Here is a 15,831-nt window from a genome sequence, read left to right on the forward strand (position 1 = left end):
CTGAAGGTAAACCTTCAGGGCATTGCAACGTTCTAGACCTCCGAATCCCAGATCACCGTGACGTTGCCGACGTAGCGTTTGCCTTTCCCGGGCTGGAGCATCTGTTCGACATGGGCACCCGGAATCTCGAAGTGCAACGTGGCCGGCGCGCGTTGCATGAAACGGGTCGGCTGGAACGCCATGGCATCGGGACTGTTGCTCAATGGACGGCGTTTGACCGGGTGGCCCGCCATGTCGGCAATGCTGTCGGGCAGGCTGACGCTCAGGAAAACCTGCGCGTCGGTCGCTCCGCTGACCGTGTCGCGCAATGCGCAGGAGGCGACGGCGGCGTACTCGCATTCGAAGTACATCTTGAAGCGTGAGGACGCCGAAATATTGAAGGTCTGGTCGCGAAACAACCGGGTCGGTTTACTGCCCTGCTGCAGCCAGGCTTGCCAGCCGCCCTGGGGTACCAGCGCAATTCTGTTGCCGCCGGGCGGGATATCGACCTTCAGCACATGTTGCACGTCGAGAAGAATCCGGAAAGTCAGGCTGGAGGTATCAGGCAACAGGTTGTTGCCGGCATCGATGTCCTGACCTGGACCCACACCATAGGTGAGCTCACCGGCGAAAATTCCCGCCGACATGCCCAGCGGGTTCGGTGTGCGAAGTTCATAGGCCACGTCGAGATAATCGTAAGTCATCCACGGGATTTCGAACGCGGACGGTTTGCTGCACACGACGTCGGACGGCGTGAACCAGAAAAACCGGTAAAACTCCGGTCCGTATGAGGCCATTGCCCCGTCTTCACAAGGTCTGGGCGCCCAGCCCCACCCCCTCCCGACCCAAAGCGCGTTATGTGACTCATATTCGCCCGAGACACCGGTCAGGTTACTTGCCGTATCGCTAAGGACATAACGCGAGCCAAATCCGCCGATCCGCACCTCTACCGTCTCGGCTTCACCGGTGACGATATTGCGCACCGTCAGGCCACGCCACTGCGCCGGCATCCTGAACATCGCGCCATCGCGCTCGGCGCTTTCCGGCCGAATGGCCTGCACCGAGGTGAAGCGCAGCGGCAGCGAAACCCCCATCAGGTTGTAGCGTCGGCAGTCATTGGGGTATTGGCCGCAGTAGCCGCTCTGCGGCGTCTGGTTGATGAATGCGTTGCTCTGCGGGTTGGCGGGATCGGGAACGTAGGTGGCGCGAATCTCCTGAGTGATTGCCAGCGCTGGCGCGGAAAAAATACTCCCGCAAAAGCAAAACGCACTGATCCTTGAGCACTTGCGTACAGCTGAAACCATTGGCTGTTTCCTTGCCTGTCAGGTCGGTTGTCCTTGTCCGGCGTGCGCTGTTCATCCTGTCGGCGCCGCCACGTTGAACACGATATTGACGGTGCCGTTGTATTCACCCGGCTTGTAGCCGCCCGGTTGCTCGCGGGGGACGATTTCCAGTTGCACGCGACTGCCCGCCATTGCTTCCTCGGCCGACACCACCTCCCGGGGCGTCGGGTCCTGAGTGAGATCCTTGCCGTTGAAACTGACATGCAACACGATGTTGTCGCGTGAATCGCCACCGGCGGTCAGGTAAGGGAAACTCTCGAGCCGCGCTTCAATGGCACTGCCGTCGGTTTTCACATCGAAGCTCTTGCGCAACCCGAGCAACGTCGAGCTGTGGATATCCCATGGCAGGGTCTGCTCGCGATGAATCCAGTCGGCTTCGCTGGGAATCACGTAGAAACCCAGGGTCGGGATGTCTACCGACACCTCGAAAGTATGTTTTTCCTGGGCGGCGAACACTGCCGGATGAACCGACGCCGGCAGGCCCAGGCACAGCGCGATAGCGACTTGCTTGATCATCTCAGGAACCTCTGCGTGGATGACGGTGCGCGATCAACTTCCCGGTGCCCGGGCGTTGAACAACAACATCACCGTGCCGTCGTACTCCCCCGGTTTGAATCCGCCGAGCGGTTTGATCGGGTCGATTTCCAGCAAAACCCGCTTGCCCGCTGCCGCCTCGGCCTGGGACAGCACTTCACGCGGGCGGGTGTCCTGACTCAACACCACACCGTTGAATTTCACATGCAACAGAATCTCCTCGCCCGTCCGGCCGTTGGACATCGAGCCCGTACGTTCCAGACGCGCTTCGATGGCACTGCTGTCGTGGCGCACGTCGAACGACTTGCGCAAGCCACGCAAGGTCGATGTGTTGTAGTCCCAGAGCAACCGCTGCGGGCGGTGAATCCAGTCGGACTCTGCCGGAATGATGTAAAAGGCGCGACTGGGGATGGTCAGAAACACCTCGAAGTTCAACTCCTCCCGAGCCGCCCAGCCCGGGACACTTGTCAGTGCGGTTAAAGCCATCAGCGCGGCAATGGCGCATTGCTTGTTCATGATCGATACCTGGCGCGTCATTGGTGCAGGCCTTAGCGGCGTGCCACCCTGAGGTCTTTCTTGTTATCGCCTTCAACCAGTTTGAAGCGGTATTCGCGACCGGCTTCCTTGTCGAAAGCGAAGCTCTTGCCAGCCATGACGTGATGTTTGGTAGTCGCGCCGCAATCGCTTTCATCGCTCAGCGAACAGTTCTTGAACTCGTCGACCACCATCACCGTATTACCGTTGTTGCGGATCTCGTAACGCTCCGGGCTGTCGTTGATCACCGTGGCGAAACGCGCATCTTTGGGCCGCACGAAGAACACGATGCCGAAGCCCGTCATGACGTTGACCCCGGCCGACAGCGACTTTTTGTAGTCTTCGCGTTCATCCTGGGACACCACGAACTCATCTTCCTTTTCCGGCACCACCGGCACGAAGCGCACCCGGAAATAGCGCTCGCGATCCCGCTCTCCCATGTACAGCAAGCGCGTGCCCTGAACGCCCTGCGCCGGTACGATCAAACGCGCCGGGCTGGCCATCACGCCATTGCGCGAAGCGCCGTCATCCGCATTGGCGACGGGAATTTCCTGCGGCTTGCCATCGGCGTCATAAACGATTTCCAGCACGTTGATCTTGACGAACGCGGTGCTGTCACCGCTGTTGAAGACCCGTTTGAGATAGGTACTTTTGTCGCCGTCGAGATAGTCGTACACCGTGCCGACATTGATCTGTGGCCCGCCATGGGCCGTCATGCAGAACATCCCGGACAGCAACAGCAAAAACATTCGAGTCATGGAACTCAACCTCATGAAAATGAAAAATGACCTGCCCCGGAGTTTCATACTTCCGAGTCGAAAATGACGGTGACGTTGCCCCAAAGCGTGCCGTTCATGCCGGGCTTGAGCAGGGATTCGATCCAGCGCCGCGGAATCTGAAAGCGCAGGTTGCCGGGTTTGCGATCGACGTAGCGGGTGGGCTCGAACGGACCGAGCCAGGTGTTGTGCATCAACGTTCCGGACCAGCCGTCACTGTTACCCGGACCGACGATGCCTGCGGGTAGCGTGAGCCTGACCTCAAACTTGGAGAAGCCCACTTCATTGTTGCCAATGCCGCATTCAGACCCACCCAGTGAGTTACAGATCATCATCACCTTGAAGCGCGACGAGGCCGATATGTGAAACAGTTGATCGCGATAGATATCGGTGGGCATACGCCCCGTTTCGATCCAGCTGCGCCAGCCGCCGGGCGGCTCCATGGTGACCTTGTCGCCGCCCGGTGGCAGGCTGACTTTCAGTTCGTGCTGCACATCAAGCACAAAATCCAGAGTCAGGTTGGCGTCATCCGCCCGAAAGAAAGGACCCATGTTGAAATCCGCGCTGCCGGGACCGACGCTGTAGGGCAGTGAACCGGTGTACACACCGGTCGCCATGCTCAACGGATTGGGAGTACGCAATTCGTAGGCGATATCGAGATACTCGAATTCCATATGCCCGATGTCGAAGAGTGCCACCTTGTTACAGCTGCCCAGCACGGGGGTCTTCCAGAAAAACTGGTAAGTGGTGGCGCCCGGAAAGCCGACTCCGCTGTATTCGCATGGAGGCGCGGCATAAACCCACGAACTGCCCACCCACAATTTACGATGCGCCTCCGCTTCGTTTGGCTCACCCGTGAGTTCGGTGACAGGCTTGCTCAAGCGATATCGCGAACCGATCCCGCTGATCCGAACCTCCACCGGATGAGTCTGCTGAGTCTGCTGATTGATGACATTCACGACTCGCCAATCCGCGGGCACCTTCACCCACACGCCATTGGTCGAAAACATAGGCGTGAACGTCGAGAAGCGGATCGGTACCCGGAGACTGAACATGCCCTGATGGGCGCACTCGTCCGGGTAATCTGCGCAATAACCGCTGTTCGGCGTCTTGTTGATGAAGACGTTCTTGCTTGGCTGTGTCGGATCCGGCTGAAACAGCGCGCGGATTTCCTGATTTGCCGCTTCGACCGGCGGCAGGCTCAGCGCAACGAACAAGCTCAAATATCTGGTCAGCTTTTTCACGCTCAGCCCGCCTTCTGATCGGTAATGGTTGTATCGGCCAGGGTGTCCGGCGTGCAACGCAGATCCCCGATCATCAACACGTTGTTTTCGCTGCGATGCTGATCGGCGTCGAGGCGGAACTGGCACAGCAGGCGGTTATCCTGGCGCACCTCGAGGGTTGGCGAACCGGCGTTCATTTCCATCGAGAAGAAGCCGTCGACTTCGGTGACCCCACGACTGGCGTGGTTGATCACGTGATGCCCCTTGAGCGGCTGGCCCTGTTCGTTGACCAGCCGTCCGAGCACGGTCAGGGTTTTCATCACGCGGATCTTGCGGTAGTCCACGCCGCCCTTGTTCAGGTGGTAACGGGTGCGCGCCGGTTCGATGGTGGCGGCGGGCACGTTGTTGCCCTCGAAGTCGAAGCTCACCGAGCTGTTCTGATAGGCAGTGATCGGGATGAAGTTGCGCCCCGGTTTCAGCGCGGCGCTGCCACCGCTGAAGTCGTCGGCGCGCAAGGCAATACCTTCGATATCCGACTCGACATCGACGATCATCCCCGCCCCGCGCATTTCGTACTCGCTGGTCATGAGCATCTGCTGACCACCGACCACCAGTGTGCTGTCGAGGTTAAGACCGCCGGTGAAATTGCCGTTGTAGGACGAGCGCTGGATGAAGCCGTCGCCGTTGACCGTATCGGTGCGAAAGTTGGCCAGGCCCGAAGCACCGATGCCGTAGGTGTCGGTCAGCGCGGTGACCGAGACGTTCTGCAGCACGTGGCCTTTGAGGTCCTTGCGCCAGCCGATGGAGGCGTTATTGTCGCGGCCGCCATCGCGGTCGGTGCGCGAACCGATGCTGCCGGTGATCTGCTCGCCGGGGGCGCCCAGCGCCATGTTGAGGCTCAAATCGACCCCCCGGTTACGCGCGTCGCCGCTACTGAAACTGCCCGGCCGGTCGAACAAGGACAGACGCCAGTTGGCGTCATTGCCGAACAGCTCGCTGCGCCGGGTCCAGCCCAGATCCACGCCGACGCCTTCAACATTGCCCTCGCTGTGGGAGACCCGTGCATTCAGCGAATTGCGACTGTTGAGCCGGTGGTTGAGCGCCAGCGACGAGTTGCTGGTTTCGCCGATAAACACATTGCGCTGGCGCACCCGGGTGCCGTCCGGCAGGGTTTCGTACTGGTCGGTGGTGTCGAGCCAGCTGCGGTTGTGGCTGATCACCAGGCTGCCGGAACCGTAGTTGTACAGGCTCTGCAAATCCAGACCGGTGCCGTGATCCTCGGTCTTGTAGACGTTGGCATACAGGCTGATGTGATTGGCCAGGGTCCAGTCGATGGACGTGCCGTATTGCAGCTTTTCGCGGATCTGCCGTGCCGACAGGCCAAGGATGACTCGCGGGTGCAACAGATAGTTGAGCGAGGCACCGGCGGTAGGACTGCCGCTGGATTGTTGATCCCAGTTGCTCAGCAGTTTCTTTTCTTCGCCGGCAAACAGGTTGTAGCGCCAGCGCTCGTCGAGGTTGCGCCAGTTGCTGGGCTTGTACACCAGCTCCTGGGTGCTGGACGTGATCTGGCCGTCTTCGATCAGCCGTACTTCCACCTCGTAAATACCGCCGGGCAGCGGCCGGGTGTCGAGGCTCTGCAAACCGGCGGGTATCGATTGGGTGTTGATCAGCAGGCCATCGCGCCAGATCTCCACCGAGCCTTGGCGATTGGCGGTGACGTAGATCGGGTAGACGCTGGGCGCGGCGTTGTTGATAGCCAGGCTGTCGGAGCTGCCGTACATCACGCCGACGGCGGTATCAGGGCTGGTGCCAAACGTGCGCGGTTGGCGGGTCAGCCCTTCGGAATTGGGGGTGAAGTAGCCCAGGCGAAAGAAATTGCCTTGCAGTTCGCGCTGGGTGTAGAGCTCGTGGACGGCGTGATAGAGCTTGTCGTCCGGGCCGCCGAGGCGAGCCATTTGCATGTTGACGGTCTGGCTCCAGTTGCCCAGGCTGCCGCTGGCTTCAAGGCCAAAACGCCCGCCCAGATCCTGATCCTGGCCGCCATTGAGGTTGAGCTGGTTACGCACCATCAGGCCGCTGCTGCCGCCTTCGGGTTGATCGTGAAAACGCTTGGTTTCCAGGTCACGCTCGGCGTTCTCGGTGAGAATCGAGAGCAACGAATTTTCCAGGTTGTAATGCACCGCCAGCACCTGATCAGGGCAGGAGCCGGTACACGCGCCCAGCGGCACGCCGGGCTTGAGATAGGCCGCCCACTTTTCGCGTTCGGCGGGGGTGTAGCGGTTTTCGCTGGTGTCGGTGAATTCCAGCAAGGTCACGCGATCATCACGGGACAACACCACCATGGCCTCCCCCAGCGGTTGCTGGTCGAGTTCGACCCGCACCGCCAGCGGCACATCGAAAAAGTGCTCTTCGAAATCCGCCGGCAAACCTTTGGCCTGCGCCAACAGACTGCGCGGAGTCGTGCCGGCGGGTTCGGAAGCGGCCGCTGCGCTGGCACAAAACAACAGCGCAAGCGCAGCCGCGATGGGTGTCATCGGGAACATGAACTCGTACTCTGATTTACAAAAGTTGAAGTCCGGCGGGACAGACAAGGCTGTTTATCCCGCCGGGGAACGCGACTCTGGCAAGCTGCGTTGAGTGCGGATCAACCGATTACTTGCCACCACCGATCGGCGGCACGGCGTCGAAGGTCATGGCGACAACACCGGTGTAATCACCCGGCTGGAAGTTGCTGCCCTTGGCACTGATCTTCAGGGGTGCGCGGAAGTTGACGTCGGATTCCGACTCGCCCACAACCATTTGCGGGGTCAGGGTCAGTTCCTTGTTGTTGAACAGCACTTGCAGGTCGATGGCGGTGTTGCCGGCGATCAGTTTTGGCTGGCTTTCCAGGCTGGCATGAACCGAGCCGTTGTTATTGCGCACGTCGAAGAAACCATTGACTTCACGCATCTTGCCGGTGCTTGGCTGGAAGCTCATGTCCTGATCCTTGTTGACCAGATCGGAGTCGGTCGGCACCACGTAGAAACCGTTGGTCGGTACGTGGGCGATCAGGCTGATGGAGTGACGGGCTTCACCGGCGGCAAAGACCGCGGACGAGCTCAGGGCCAGGGCAGCGAGAGAAGCGGTGATTGCGATTTTCTTGAACATCGGTCAGTACCTGTTTTCTTTTTAAGGGAATCGAAACATTGAAGTTCACGTCATACCGGTCGATAAGTACCGAAAACATGGAAGTTCAATGCCGGGGCATGATCAACCCTTGTCTCAAGAATGTAAGCAGGCAACTTCCCACGAACTTGTAGTTAAACAACCTCGCAACATGAAAGAAAAAACATCAAAAAATCAGAATATACAAAAGTAACTGTAAGGCATTCCCTACCTACAGTTATTTACAAAAACCGTTACAGCAGTTTCGACAATACCAGCCAGCACTTTCTAATCTTTTTAGAATATACGCTCAAGTATTAATAGAGTGATAGCTTTAACTTTCCGGTTATTCCTGTCTCGATCAACCAGGTAGGGCGGTTCCTCCGTCAGCGCGCCTTGCTCACCGCTGACCACTCGTCAGCTCTGCGGCAAAAAGCTCTTGCCCAGCCGTAAAGATATATCTTAAGTTGTATCTAAACACGACGAGAGAAGACTGAAATGAGAGACCATCATTCCCCCCACCGCGACCACGGCGACAGCCGTGACGGCTTCGAAAAACGCCACGGCCGCGAGCGCGGCGGTCGCGGCCCGCGGGTATTCGCCCCGGGCGATCTGAAATTGCTGTTGCTGGCCCTGATCGCCGAACAGCCGTGCCACGGCTATGACCTGATTCGCCAGATCGAAACCATGTTCGACGGCGCCTACAGCCCCAGCCCCGGCGTGATCTACCCGACCCTGACATTTCTCGAAGAAAGCGAAATGATCACCGGCGATGCCGAGGGCGGCAAAAAGCGCTACGCGGTGACCGATGCCGGCCGCCAATCCCTCAGCGAACAGGCGGTGGCGCTGGACGGCGTGCGGATGCGCATCGACGTCAGCAAGCGCTCGCTGCGCGGCCACGACCGGCCGCCGGAAATTCATGAAGCGGTGCACAACCTGCGTCATGCCCTGCAAATGCACCACGGACGCTGGAGCCCGGAAGAAATCCTGCGCGTACGCGACCTGCTCAATGACACCGCCAAAGCCATCGTCGACGGCCCCGCCGTTCAATCTGCCCCGGAGAAAGTCGAATGACCGCAGTCGATACCCAAACCATTCACCGCGTCATGCATGAAATCAAACGTCGCCGCCTGGAAGTGCTGCGAGTGGTCGACCTGACTCCGCGCATGCGCCGCATCACCCTCGGCGGGCCGGAGCTTGCAGGCTTCATCAGCCTCGGCACCGACGATCACGTCAAACTGCTGTTTCCGCAGAACGCCGAACAGGCCGCGGCACTGGAAACCCTGGTGCTCGGCGCCGGCAAGAGCGATGTGCCGATGCCCGAAATGCGTGACTACACTCCGCGCCGCTACGACCTCGACAAGCTAGAGCTGGACATCGATTTCGTCCTGCACGGCGACGGCCCTGCCTCGACCTGGGCCGAGCAGGCCAAACCGGGGCAGTTCCTGCACATCGGCGGCCCGCGTGGCTCGATGATCGTGCCGGACATTTTCGACAGCTACCTGCTGATCGGCGACGAAACCGCCCTGCCCGCCATCGCCCGCCGCCTCGAAGGCCTGGCGGCCAATCGCAAGGCGCTGGTAGTGATCGAAGTGGAAAACGGCAAGGAGCAGCAAACCCTGGAAAGCGCGGCGCAGGTCAATGTGATCTGGGTACTGCGCGAGGGCGGCAAGGACAACCTGCTGACGACCGTCAAACAATTGCAGGTGCCCAAGGGCAATCTGTATGCGTGGGTGGCGACCGAGACCAAGGTTTCGCGGCAGATCCGTCGGGTGCTGCTCGATGAGCACGGACTCGACGAGAAGTTCGTCAAAGCGGTCGGTTACTGGCGCGCCGAAGGCTCCGAAGAAGAGTGAATACGAGCGGCGGCGCTGCTAAAGGCGCCGCCCCTGCCAGCGATCAATCCCGATCACCAGCAACGCAATCAGCACAAACCCCAGCAGAATCCCCCCGGCATTGATGAACACCTGTGGATAACCCAGCAGCGCCACGTCAATGAACGGATAGGCGTAAGCCCCCAGCAAATGCCCGCGCAGCAGCGCATAGGCGAAGTACACCAGCGGATAGATCAGCCACAGCGGCAGGTGCTTCAGACGCAAAGTGCCCTTCGGCACACACAGCCACCAATAAGCCAGAAACAGCAGCGGCATCACGTCGTGGAGCAATTCGTCAGCGATAAACTGCCAGCCCTGCGGGTGCCACAGATGTCGCAGCAGAATGCTGTAGGCCAGGCCCACCACCGCAATGCTCACGGCAATCCCGCTACTGACCCAGGGCTGCAGAAACCAGCGTCGTGCAGCGGATTCATGATCGGTCACCGCGCAGGTCAGCACCACCGCCACCAGGGTATTGGTGAGCACGGTGAAGTAACTGAAGAAACTCACCAGCCCGCCCAGCAGACTGGCGCCGACGCTCAGCCGGGCGAAGAAAATCAGGTACAGCTGAATCCCCAGCCCGGCCCAGCCCAGCACCGCGGCCGAAGTAATCAGGCGTCGCCGCCATACGGCGTTCATCTCAGAGTGGTCGCTTGGTGCGCATCAGTTTCACGTACAGACGCTCGACTTTCTCCCGCGCCCAAGGCGTCTTGCGCAAAAAGGTCAGGCTCGACTTGATGGTCGGATCGCTCTTGAAGCAACGGATATCGATGCGCTCGGCCAGGCCCGACCATTCGTAATGGGTCACCAGCGCATTGAGGATCTGTTCGAGGGTCACGCCGTGCAGCGGATCGGGGTTGTGGTCGTTCATGCCGGGCCTTTGGGCGAAGTGAAAATGCAGAAGCCGCGCACCTTAGCCGAGGGCATGGGCGGGTGGAAGGCCTTGGGTTAAATGTAGGCCAACCGGAGAAGATCGCAGCCTGCGCCAACGCCCGCAATGCGCCGTATTGCCGCACTGTTACCGAATCCGAAAGGGTTCATGTCTGCAAAAGCACTTTGTGTTTTTGTAACAGGACATTATCCTGCCGCCCTTCTGCTGAACCGCTTCACTGCCTGCGTCAAATCGTAGCGGCCAGTTTATCCCCCAAAAAAGATCAAGAAAGACCCAATTCATGCCCGATTTTCCGTTCTCCCGAGACAGCGCTATCTCAACCCTGCGCCTGATCGGCGGCTGCACCGCCCTTGGCCTCGCCACCTGCACCCAGGCCGCCCCGGCCTTCGACAGTGAATCACCATGGATGCTTGGTGACTGGAACGGCACCCGCAGCGAACTCTCGGCGAAAGGCATCGACTTCAAGCTCGACTACACCGGCGAAATGGGCAGCAACCTGCACGGCGGCTACGACCACGATCGCACCGCGCGCTACAGCGACCAATGGGGCCTCGGCACTCATCTGGACCTGCAAAAACTGCTGGGCTGGAACGACGCTGAATTCCAGCTGACCGTGACCAAGCGCAGCGGCAACAACATCAGCAACGACCGCATCAACGACCCGCGCGTCGGTGGCTTCACCTCGGCCCAGGAAGTCTGGGGCCGTGGCCAGACCACCCGCCTGACGCAGATGTGGTACCAGCAGAAATTCTTCGACCAGAAGCTCGATATCAAGGTCGGCCGCTTCGGCGAAGGCGAAGACTTCAACACCTTCCCGTGCGACTTCCAGAACCTGGCGTTCTGCGGCTCGCAAGTCGGCAACTGGGTCGGCGGCATCTGGTACAACTGGCCGGTCAGCCAATGGGCAATGCGCGTCAAATATCACCTGACGCCGGAGCTGTACGCACAAGTCGGCGCCTATGAGCAGAACCCGTCGAACCTCGATCGCGGTAACGGCTTCAAGCTCAGCGGCAGCGGCACCCAGGGCGCGATCCTGCCGATCGAACTGGTGTGGAAGCCCAAGCTCAACGGCCTGCCAGGCGAATACCGCGCCGGTTACTACTACAGCAACGCCAAGGCCTCCGACGCCTATAAAGACAGCAACGGCCAGCCGGCTGCCCTGAGCGGCGAAGCCTATCGCAGCGCTTCGAGCAAACACGGCGTGTGGCTCGGCGTGCAGCAGCAGATCACCAGCGTCGCCAGCGACAATTCCCGTGGTCTGAGCGTGTTCGCCAACGGCACGATGCACGACAAGAAAACCAACGCCATCGACAACTACGTCCAGGCCGGCGTGGTCTACAAAGGCCTGTTCGACGCCCGCGCCAAGGACGACATCGGTTTCGCCCTGGCCCGCGTCCACGTCAACCCGGCCTACCGCAAGAACGCCGAAGCGACCAACCAGGCCCGCGCTGTCTACGACTACGACGATCCGTCCTTCCTGCCACCACAGGACACCGAATACAGCGCCGAACTCTATTACGGCGTGCACGTCACCAACTGGCTGACCGTGCGCCCGAACCTGCAATACATCCGCCATCCGGGCGGTGTGGACAAGGTCGACGACGCGCTGATCGGCGGGATCAAGATCCAGTCGTCGTTCTGACCCAATGCAGGCCGCTCAGGCCTGCAGATGAAATTCGATAGCTAGACAAGTTTTTATCTGAACCATGCCCGCGCCCGATCGTCATCTACAGTGACTACAGCGCGGGACTACTTGAAACGTCACGGAGAACCACACTATGAGCACTGAAGGTGCTTCGAGTCGAAGCCGTCTTCTGCCGAACCTGCTCGGCATTCTGCTTCTGCTGATGGGCCTGGCCATGCTGGCCGGGGGAATCAAGCTGAGTACGCTCGGCGGCTCGCTGTATTACCTGCTGGCCGGTATCGGCATCACGCTGACCGGCATTCTGATGCTGATGCGTCGTCGCGCAGCATTGGGCCTGTACGCCATCGTGCTGTTCGCCAGCACCGTCTGGGCGCTGTGGGAAGTCGGTCTGGACTGGTGGCAACTGGTGCCGCGCCTGGCACTGTGGTTTGTCCTCGGTTTCGTGATGCTGCTGCCGTGGTTCCGTCGCCCGCTGCTGCTCGCAGGCCCGGCGCCGATGGGCACCGGCGGCCTGTCCGTGGCCGTGATTCTGGCCGGCGTCACCGCCCTGGCCAGCCTGTTCACCCATCCGGGCGAAATCTTTGGCGAACTGGGTCGCGAGACCGCCGACACCACCAGCACCGCGCCAGCCATGCCTGATGGCGACTGGCAGGCCTATGGCCGCACCGAATTCGGTGACCGCTACTCGCCACTGAAGCAGATCACCCCCGCCAACGTCGGCAAGCTGCAGGAAGCCTGGCGCATCCAGACCGGCGACCTGCCGACCGCCGATGACCCGGTCGAGCTGACCAACGAAAACACCCCGCTCAAAGCCAACGGCATGCTCTACGCCTGCACCGCCCACAGCAAAGTGCTGGCGCTGGACCCGGACACCGGCAAGGAACTGTGGCGCTTCGACCCGCAGATCAAGAGCCCGGTCGGCTTCAAGGGCTTCGCCCACATGACTTGCCGTGGCGTGTCGTACTACGACGAAGCCGCGTACGCCAAGTCTGAAAATGCAGTCTCCGCCGTCATCTCCGAGGCCGGCAAAGCCGTCGCCCAGGCCTGCCCGCGTCGCCTGTACCTGCCGACCGCCGATGCACGCCTGATCGCACTGAACGCCGATACCGGCAAGATCTGCGAAGGCTTCGGCACCAACGGTGTGGTTGACCTGACCCAGGGCATCGGCCCGTTCACCGCCGGTGGCTACTACTCCACCTCGCCTGCCGCGATCACCCGTGATCTGGTGATCATGGGCGGCCACGTGACCGACAACGAATCGACCAACGAGCCATCGGGCGTGATCCGCGCTTTCGACGTGCGTGACGGTCACCTCGTCTGGAACTGGGACAGCGACAAGCCAGACGCCACCGAGCCTTTGGCGCCAGGCGAAACCTACAGCCGCAACTCGGCCAACATGTGGTCGCTGGCCAGCGTCGACGAAAAACTCGGCATGGTTTACCTGCCACTGGGCAACCAGACCCCGGACCAATGGGGCGCCGACCGCACCCCGGGCGCCGAGAAATTCAGCGCCGGCGTCGTGGCTCTGGACCTGGCCACCGGTAAAGTGCGCTGGAACTACCAGTTCACCCACCATGACCTGTGGGACATGGACGTCGGCAGCCAGCCAACCCTGCTGGACATGAAAACCGCCGACGGCATCAAACCTGCGCTGATCGCCCCGACCAAACAGGGCAGCCTGTACGTCCTCGACCGTCGCGACGGCACGCCGATCATCCCGATCAAGGAGATCCCGGTTCCGCAAGGCGCCGTGAAAGGCGACCACACCGCCCCGACCCAGGCCCGTTCGGACCTGAACCTGCTGGCCCCGGAACTGACCGAAAAAGCCATGTGGGGCGCCAGCCCGTTCGACCAGATGCTGTGCCGCATCCAGTTCAAGGAACTGCGCTACGAAGGCCAATACACGCCTCCGTCGGAACAGGGCAGCCTGATCTACCCGGGTAACGTCGGTGTGTTCAACTGGGGCGGCGTCTCGGTCGACCCGGTTCGCCAGATGCTGTTCACCAGCCCGAACTACATGGCCTTCGTCTCGAAAATGGTGCCACGCGAGAAAGTCGCCGCCGGCAGCAAACGCGAGAGCGAAACCGCCGGCGTGCAACCGAACACCGGCGCGCCATACGCGGTGATCATGCACCCGTTCATGTCGCCACTCGGCGTACCGTGCCAGGCCCCGGCCTGGGGCTACGTCGCCGGTATCGACCTGACCACCGGCAAAGTCGTCTGGAAACGCAAGAACGGCACCAGCCGCGACAGCTCGCCAATCCCGATCGGCTTCACCCTGGGCGTACCAAGCATGGGCGGCTCGATCGTCACCGCTGGCGGCGTCGGCTTCCTCAGCGGCACGCTGGACCAGTACCTGCGCGCCTACGACGTGAACACCGGTAAAGAACTGTGGAAATCGCGTCTGCCCGCGGGTGGTCAAGCGACTCCGATGACCTACACCGGCAAGGACGGCAAGCAATACGTCCTGCTCGTGGTGGGCGGTCACGGTTCGCTGGGCACCAAGATGGGTGACTATGTGATTGCGTACAAACTGCCGGAATAAACTTTAACGGCGGTAAGGAAAAAGGCGATGCCCTGTGAGGGGTGTCGCCTTTTTTGTGGGCTGCGTTTTTTCAACGGGGTGTTTATGTCCTACAGACAGGGCGTTTGCAGGGGATGTTTCTGACATGTCGCGTCGGTTGTGGCTCGGAAATGGGGTGGATAGGCTTTGGGGGTCGCTGAAACATTCAGCGAACGGGCTTCGCAGTCCGCTCAACTCACTTGGTGCATAATCGCCACCCCAAACTGAAGTGCCTCGGTACTTTTCGTTTGCTTATGGTGGCTGTGCGCGGGATACCTTCGGGTATGCCGGAGTTTTCCGAGTGATCCGGTCTGCGAACCCGCGCACAGCTGCCACCCTCCATCGTTTCGCAGCGATTCGTGGTAGCTCAATTTGTCACTTGGAGTTCCACCATGAAAAAACCAACACCCAATCCCCCCGAATCAAACGACACCTCGCCCTACGAATCCGCCGATTCAAAGAAACTCCACGACGCCGCCGAACGCGCGCTCGACCACCATTTCAATCCGATTCCAAAAAAATGCCCCGGCCGCCGACCGAGCCAGATGTTCCAGATCTCGCCAGACATGGACGATGAAAGCCTGTTGGCCCATGCCTGTGAGTCCCTGGCTACAGCAAGCGTCATGGCCAGTGATGTAGCGGCTTTTGTCGATACGCCGCAGCGACATCGGATCCTCGGGATTCAGCAGGTGATCATGCTGGCGGAACTGGCGGTGAATCGGGTGCTGGATAACGTTGAGGTCAGTCGATATCCGGCATAAATGCTGATGAGGTCTCTGCGGGAGTCAGGCTTGTGGTGAGTCAGTCATGACGCTGCCCTCACCCTAGCCCTCTCCCGGAGGGAGAGGGGACTGACCGAGTTGATCAATCGATGTACATCGACCTGAAAGTCCGAGTCGACCTCAAGTTTGCAAAGCCCACAAACCACACCTCTCAAGGATGAGCGTTAGCTCGACAAAGCTCTTGATCTTGATCCACCCGTCCCTTCGGAAGGCTGAGTGGAGGTGTTCATCCGGGGATTGGCGCGCAGCGTCGTTTGGCGAAGCCGAACTCATCGACGAAGTCGATGCCCCCGGAGGGACGCCGGAGCGAAGGAACCCGAGCCTGCGAGGGCCGAACGCCGGGACGAGCCTTTTTGGGTACTTTTTTGGCGTTTGAAAAAAGTGCCTCGCCGTAAGGGCGAAACCGCAAGCGGGCGCACCCGAAGAAACGGATATGTACTCGATAAGTCCCCCGCATGGCCGGCCCAAAGGCCGCCAAGCCCAACCCCAAAACCCTGTCAAAACCCTGAACACACAAGCAGAAACACCCACCCCCATTG

Annotated in this window: 14 protein-coding genes; 5 read left to right on the top strand and 9 right to left on the bottom strand. The window is 60.4% G+C overall.

Annotated features, from left to right (window positions below; all coding sequences use genetic code 11):
• Positions 1–32: 32 nt before the first annotated feature.
• The 7 genes from AC07XZ_RS09535 to AC07XZ_RS09565 form a co-directional block, all read right to left on the bottom strand.
• Positions 33–1,283 (bottom strand): hypothetical protein, encoded by a 1,251-nt coding sequence (locus AC07XZ_RS09535; RefSeq protein ID WP_102687189.1) that lies wholly within the window; start codon positions 1,281–1,283, stop codon positions 33–35.
• Positions 1,284–1,334: 51 nt separating this feature from the next.
• The gene (locus AC07XZ_RS09540) at positions 1,335–1,838 is read right to left on the bottom strand and encodes a CS1 type fimbrial major subunit (RefSeq protein ID WP_102687188.1); all 504 of its coding nucleotides are present in this window, start codon (positions 1,836–1,838) and stop codon (positions 1,335–1,337) included.
• A gap of 33 nt (positions 1,839–1,871) precedes the next feature.
• Positions 1,872–2,372 (bottom strand): CS1 type fimbrial major subunit, encoded by a 501-nt coding sequence (locus tag AC07XZ_RS09545; RefSeq protein ID WP_102687236.1) that lies wholly within the window; start codon positions 2,370–2,372, stop codon positions 1,872–1,874.
• Positions 2,373–2,404: 32 nt separating this feature from the next.
• Positions 2,405–3,148 (bottom strand): pilus assembly protein, encoded by a 744-nt coding sequence (locus AC07XZ_RS09550; protein WP_102687187.1) that lies wholly within the window; start codon positions 3,146–3,148, stop codon positions 2,405–2,407.
• A gap of 44 nt (positions 3,149–3,192) precedes the next feature.
• Positions 3,193–4,410, bottom strand: a complete 1,218-nt coding sequence (locus AC07XZ_RS09555; protein ID WP_305955764.1) for a hypothetical protein — start codon at positions 4,408–4,410, stop codon at positions 3,193–3,195.
• A 2-nt stretch (positions 4,411–4,412) separates the two neighbouring features.
• Positions 4,413–6,935 (bottom strand): CS1-pili formation C-terminal domain-containing protein, encoded by a 2,523-nt coding sequence (locus AC07XZ_RS09560; RefSeq protein ID WP_102687186.1) that lies wholly within the window; start codon positions 6,933–6,935, stop codon positions 4,413–4,415.
• Between the two features lie 109 nt (positions 6,936–7,044).
• A complete protein-coding gene (locus tag AC07XZ_RS09565) occupies positions 7,045–7,539 on the bottom strand; it encodes a CS1 type fimbrial major subunit (protein ID WP_102687185.1) in 495 nt (164 codons plus the stop codon).
• Between the two features lie 495 nt (positions 7,540–8,034).
• On the opposite strand from AC07XZ_RS09565, the gene AC07XZ_RS09570 reads away from it, so the two are divergent.
• A complete protein-coding gene (locus tag AC07XZ_RS09570; protein WP_102687184.1) occupies positions 8,035–8,610 on the top strand; it encodes a PadR family transcriptional regulator in 576 nt (191 codons plus the stop codon).
• Positions 8,607–9,392 carry a siderophore-interacting protein gene (locus AC07XZ_RS09575; protein ID WP_064383885.1) on the top strand — a complete coding sequence of 262 codons (786 nt, stop codon included), beginning with the start codon at positions 8,607–8,609 and terminating at the stop codon, positions 9,390–9,392. Before AC07XZ_RS09570 ends, AC07XZ_RS09575 begins: the two co-directional genes overlap by 4 nt.
• 18 nt (positions 9,393–9,410) lie before the next feature.
• On the opposite strand, the gene AC07XZ_RS09580 is transcribed toward AC07XZ_RS09575, so the two are convergent.
• Together AC07XZ_RS09580 and AC07XZ_RS09585 are read right to left on the bottom strand one after the other, a co-directional pair.
• Entirely contained in the window at positions 9,411–10,049 is a 639-nt protein-coding gene (locus AC07XZ_RS09580) for a Pr6Pr family membrane protein (RefSeq protein ID WP_102687183.1), read from the bottom strand.
• Between the two features lies 1 nt (position 10,050).
• Positions 10,051–10,281 carry a VF530 family protein gene (locus tag AC07XZ_RS09585; protein ID WP_007956650.1) on the bottom strand — a complete coding sequence of 77 codons (231 nt, stop codon included), beginning with the start codon at positions 10,279–10,281 and terminating at the stop codon, positions 10,051–10,053.
• A 301-nt stretch (positions 10,282–10,582) separates the two neighbouring features.
• On the opposite strand from AC07XZ_RS09585, the gene AC07XZ_RS09590 reads away from it, so the two are divergent.
• The 3 genes from AC07XZ_RS09590 (at position 10,583) to AC07XZ_RS09600 (ending at position 15,271) form a co-directional block, all read left to right on the top strand.
• On the top strand, positions 10,583–11,944 hold the full coding sequence (locus AC07XZ_RS09590; protein WP_102687182.1) for a carbohydrate porin: 1,362 nt from the start codon (positions 10,583–10,585) through the stop codon (positions 11,942–11,944).
• Between the two features lie 136 nt (positions 11,945–12,080).
• Entirely contained in the window at positions 12,081–14,492 is a 2,412-nt protein-coding gene (locus AC07XZ_RS09595; RefSeq protein WP_102687181.1) for a glucose/quinate/shikimate family membrane-bound PQQ-dependent dehydrogenase, read from the top strand.
• Between the two features lie 410 nt (positions 14,493–14,902).
• Positions 14,903–15,271 carry a DUF6124 family protein gene (locus tag AC07XZ_RS09600; protein ID WP_102687180.1) on the top strand — a complete coding sequence of 123 codons (369 nt, stop codon included), beginning with the start codon at positions 14,903–14,905 and terminating at the stop codon, positions 15,269–15,271.
• Positions 15,272–15,831: the final 560 nt, after the last annotated feature.

The organism is Pseudomonas sp. GW458-11-26-14-LB4 (genome assembly GCF_059423925.1).

Coding starts and splice junctions, on each gene's coding strand:
- AC07XZ_RS09535 (WP_102687189.1), bottom strand. CDS start 1,283: ATGGTTTCAGCTGTACGCAAGTGCTCAAGGATCAGTGCGTTTTGCTTT.
- AC07XZ_RS09540 (WP_102687188.1), bottom strand. CDS start 1,838: ATGATCAAGCAAGTCGCTATCGCGCTGTGCCTGGGCCTGCCGGCGTCG.
- AC07XZ_RS09545 (WP_102687236.1), bottom strand. CDS start 2,372: ATGAACAAGCAATGCGCCATTGCCGCGCTGATGGCTTTAACCGCACTG.
- AC07XZ_RS09550 (WP_102687187.1), bottom strand. CDS start 3,148: ATGACTCGAATGTTTTTGCTGTTGCTGTCCGGGATGTTCTGCATGACG.
- AC07XZ_RS09560 (WP_102687186.1), bottom strand. CDS start 6,935: ATGTTCCCGATGACACCCATCGCGGCTGCGCTTGCGCTGTTGTTTTGT.
- AC07XZ_RS09565 (WP_102687185.1), bottom strand. CDS start 7,539: ATGTTCAAGAAAATCGCAATCACCGCTTCTCTCGCTGCCCTGGCCCTG.
- AC07XZ_RS09570 (WP_102687184.1), top strand. CDS start 8,035: ATGAGAGACCATCATTCCCCCCACCGCGACCACGGCGACAGCCGTGAC.
- AC07XZ_RS09575 (WP_064383885.1), top strand. CDS start 8,607: ATGACCGCAGTCGATACCCAAACCATTCACCGCGTCATGCATGAAATC.
- AC07XZ_RS09580 (WP_102687183.1), bottom strand. CDS start 10,049: ATGAACGCCGTATGGCGGCGACGCCTGATTACTTCGGCCGCGGTGCTG.
- AC07XZ_RS09585 (WP_007956650.1), bottom strand. CDS start 10,281: ATGAACGACCACAACCCCGATCCGCTGCACGGCGTGACCCTCGAACAG.
- AC07XZ_RS09590 (WP_102687182.1), top strand. CDS start 10,583: ATGCCCGATTTTCCGTTCTCCCGAGACAGCGCTATCTCAACCCTGCGC.
- AC07XZ_RS09595 (WP_102687181.1), top strand. CDS start 12,081: ATGAGCACTGAAGGTGCTTCGAGTCGAAGCCGTCTTCTGCCGAACCTG.
- AC07XZ_RS09600 (WP_102687180.1), top strand. CDS start 14,903: ATGAAAAAACCAACACCCAATCCCCCCGAATCAAACGACACCTCGCCC.